Source organism: Anaerolineae bacterium (genome assembly GCA_014360855.1).
Taxonomy (GTDB): Bacteria; Chloroflexota; Anaerolineae; order JACIWP01; family JACIWP01; genus JACIWP01.
This window is the reverse complement of sequence record JACIWP010000350.1, coordinates 1-2754: the sequence shown is the minus strand read 5'-3', so window position 1 is coordinate 2754 and position 2754 is coordinate 1. Positions and strand designations below refer to the sequence as shown.

The 2754-nt window shown below is 63.2% G+C and carries 3 protein-coding genes; all 3 read right to left on the bottom strand.

Annotated features, from left to right (window positions below; genetic code table 11):
* Positions 1–488, bottom strand: a 488-nt coding sequence (locus H5T60_13850) for a hypothetical protein (protein ID MBC7243516.1), incomplete at its 3' end; no start/stop codon positions are given.
* 40 nt (positions 489–528) lie between these two features.
* The gene (locus H5T60_13845; protein ID MBC7243515.1) at positions 529–2439 is read right to left on the bottom strand and encodes a DUF2207 domain-containing protein; all 1911 of its coding nucleotides are present in this window, start codon (positions 2437–2439) and stop codon (positions 529–531) included.
* Between the two features lie 51 nt (positions 2440–2490).
* Positions 2491–2754, bottom strand: a 264-nt coding sequence (locus tag H5T60_13840) for a hypothetical protein (protein ID MBC7243514.1), incomplete at its 5' end; no start/stop codon positions are given.

Below are 2754 nucleotides of genomic sequence, written 5' to 3'. Positions count from 1 at the left end.
GGACAGCGGCTGACCCCCTTGCCGGCCAGCTCGATCTCGCCCCCGCAGTTCGGACACTTGTTGGTCTTCAGCAGGGAAGCATCCCTCGAGTACAATACCCCTTCCTTCCAATTGATGTAGCCGCTGAAAAGGCCCTTGCCCACCAGGTCGTAAATCCAGGCCTTGACCCTTTCCCGGTCCGCCCCCAGTTCCAGGATCAGCTCGGACAGGCTGACCTTGCCCTGGACACTGACCATCTCCAGGATGCGGCGCTCTTTACGGATATCGGCAAGCTGGGCGGCCTCCTGCCGGCCGCGCACCACCAGGTACACGCCGCCGCCAATCAGCGGCAAGACCACGATCAGCCCCAGGCCGAACCCCAACACCGCACCGCCCAGCGTCAGCTCGGACTGGATGATGCCGGCGGCCATGAAGCCCAGGATGACCAACCCCAGGACTGCCCCGACGGCGATGAGAATCACGCCGACAGTGGTGCTGTTGACATTCATGCCACGCTCCTTTCATGGATCATCGCACAGCGGATGGACATCAGCGGAAGCCGCCGCCGCCACCGCCGCCTCCGCTGAAGCCGCCGCCACCGCCTCCGCTGAAGCCGCCGCCACCGCCGAAACTGCCGCCCGAACTGCGCGACGCGCTGGAGAGGGTGGAGGATGCGGAGTTCAGCATGGAGAAGAGGCCACTGCTCATGGACGAGAGAGAATGGAACATGCCGGAGCTGAGCGAGTCAAGGGATGGCGTTCCCCCCGGTCGCGCGCTGGCCGGCCCCGATATGCCTCCCCCGCCCGGTACCGCACCTCCCGAGGGCCGGGAAGACACGGGCCGCAGGGTATCTCCCACGTAGGGACGCGCAGGGATGTACCAGGGGGGCGCCGGCGCCTCCACCGCCGCGAACTTGTCGATCCAGGACTTCTCCAGCCCAAAGGCGATGGCATAGGGGAGATATTTGTCAAAGAGGTCGGCGGCCTCCTTGATCTTCTCGTACTTCTCGATGTTCTCCAGGTAGCGCTTGAAGGCCTTCCAGCGAGCGTATTCCTCGCTCCCCTTCTCCGTGCGCGCCGGCATGAAGCGCGACACCACGATCAGTGCCACGGAGAGCATACCCAACGCAACAGGTATACAGGGAAAGGAGGCCACATATTGGATCAGGAAGGGTGTGATGAAAATGCCCACGATCGCCGCGATGACCACGCCGGCGACGCCCAGGCCGGCGAACGACCCGCGCACGCTATCCGGGTCGCGGCTGTACAGACCCTGCCTGACCAGCTCCTTGTACAGGCCCTTCTGGATGGTGGGGATATGGGTGTAGAATTTTTCCTTCAGCTCGGAAAGCCGGCGCTCCTGCTTCCTGCCAAACAACCCCTTGATGAGCGCTTTCTCGTACTCGAGCAGTCCCTGCGGTGATTTCAGCAGGCGGTAGCGGAAGTCCTTCTTCTTGCCAATGCCCAGCAGGCCCGGCTCCTCGATCTCTTCAATGCTGATGATGCCGCGCCGCGCCAGGTCAACTATCGTTGCCACGATGTCTGCCATGTCGGCGCGCTCATCCAGCAGGGTGCCGGCCAGCCCCGGCGGCAGGTCCGACGGCGGCTCGTTGATATACTCCGCCACGAGCTCCACCGGTTTGTCCCGGCCTTTCGTGAACCACAGCAGATACAATCCCACACCCCCGCCGACCAACAGTAACAGGCTGAACGCCCCCACGAGCAAGCTGAAGAGGGGCGCCCAGCGCTCCTCGTACTCGATGCGGCGGTCGTCGGCCGCCTGCCAGGAGGGCTTCTGTGCGGATACGATCCCATGCGGGAACTGCACCCGCACCTCCAGGCCGCTGTACGCCGGTATTTCCCGCGTAGCGGTGAACACCACGGTCTGTGGGTCTTTCAGCTCCCAGACGGCGTCGCTCCCGTAGGAGGCCACCACGAGCTGGTCCTCGGAGAGGGCCGCCGGCAGATGCACCGTCACCGTCGCCGCGCGCACCGGCTTACTGCGGTCCTCGTAGATGGCTTTCCAGTACAACTGGTCCCCACCCTCGTAGATGCGCAGTCCACCCTGCACGGTGTAGCGCAGGGCCCAAGCGCGGGAGGCATTCGCAGTTGGCTCAAAGTACCAGTTCACCACCAGTTGGCCGTTCTCTTCCAGCACCTCATACGTGCCGGGCTGATTACTGCGGGACTGGGCGTAGGGGATATCCCCCTCCCAGACCTCCACATTGGTGATGCGCTCAACCCGATCCAGGGGAATACTGCGGTACCCCTGGGAGAATGTCCCGCCGATGAAGACGATCTGCTGGTACTCCACCACTTGAAAATCGCCGTTCGGCAGGATGGTGATATCCACATCGAAGCGGTCCCAGTACAGGTCCTTCTCCTGCGCCTGGGAGATGCCGGCGGCCAGGCCCAACAGCAACAGGAAGGCGATAACCACCCAGGTCCAACGTCGTCTCATGCATGGCTCCTTTCTGTACGTACCGCCGGCGCGGCCGCCGGCGGCATGAACCTATGTCTCCAGGAACAACACGTCCTCGCTCTTTTCCTCCGCGCTCACAATCTCCAGCAGGTCCTGTTCCAAACTGCCGTAACGAGGCTCTTCCACGATGCGCCCCAGCTCTCTGCCGCTCTCCGCGTCGAACACCACGATGGTGGGAATGGCGCGCACCCCCAGCACATTGGTCTCCTGATTGCGTCCGACGCGCTGTGGGATAATTCTCCACAATTTCCGCACGCGCCAGTTGGGATTGATAGCGATCGCCGAAAACCATAG

Coding starts and splice junctions, on each gene's coding strand:
- H5T60_13845 (MBC7243515.1), bottom strand. CDS start 2,439: ATGAGACGACGTTGGACCTGGGTGGTTATCGCCTTCCTGTTGCTGTTG.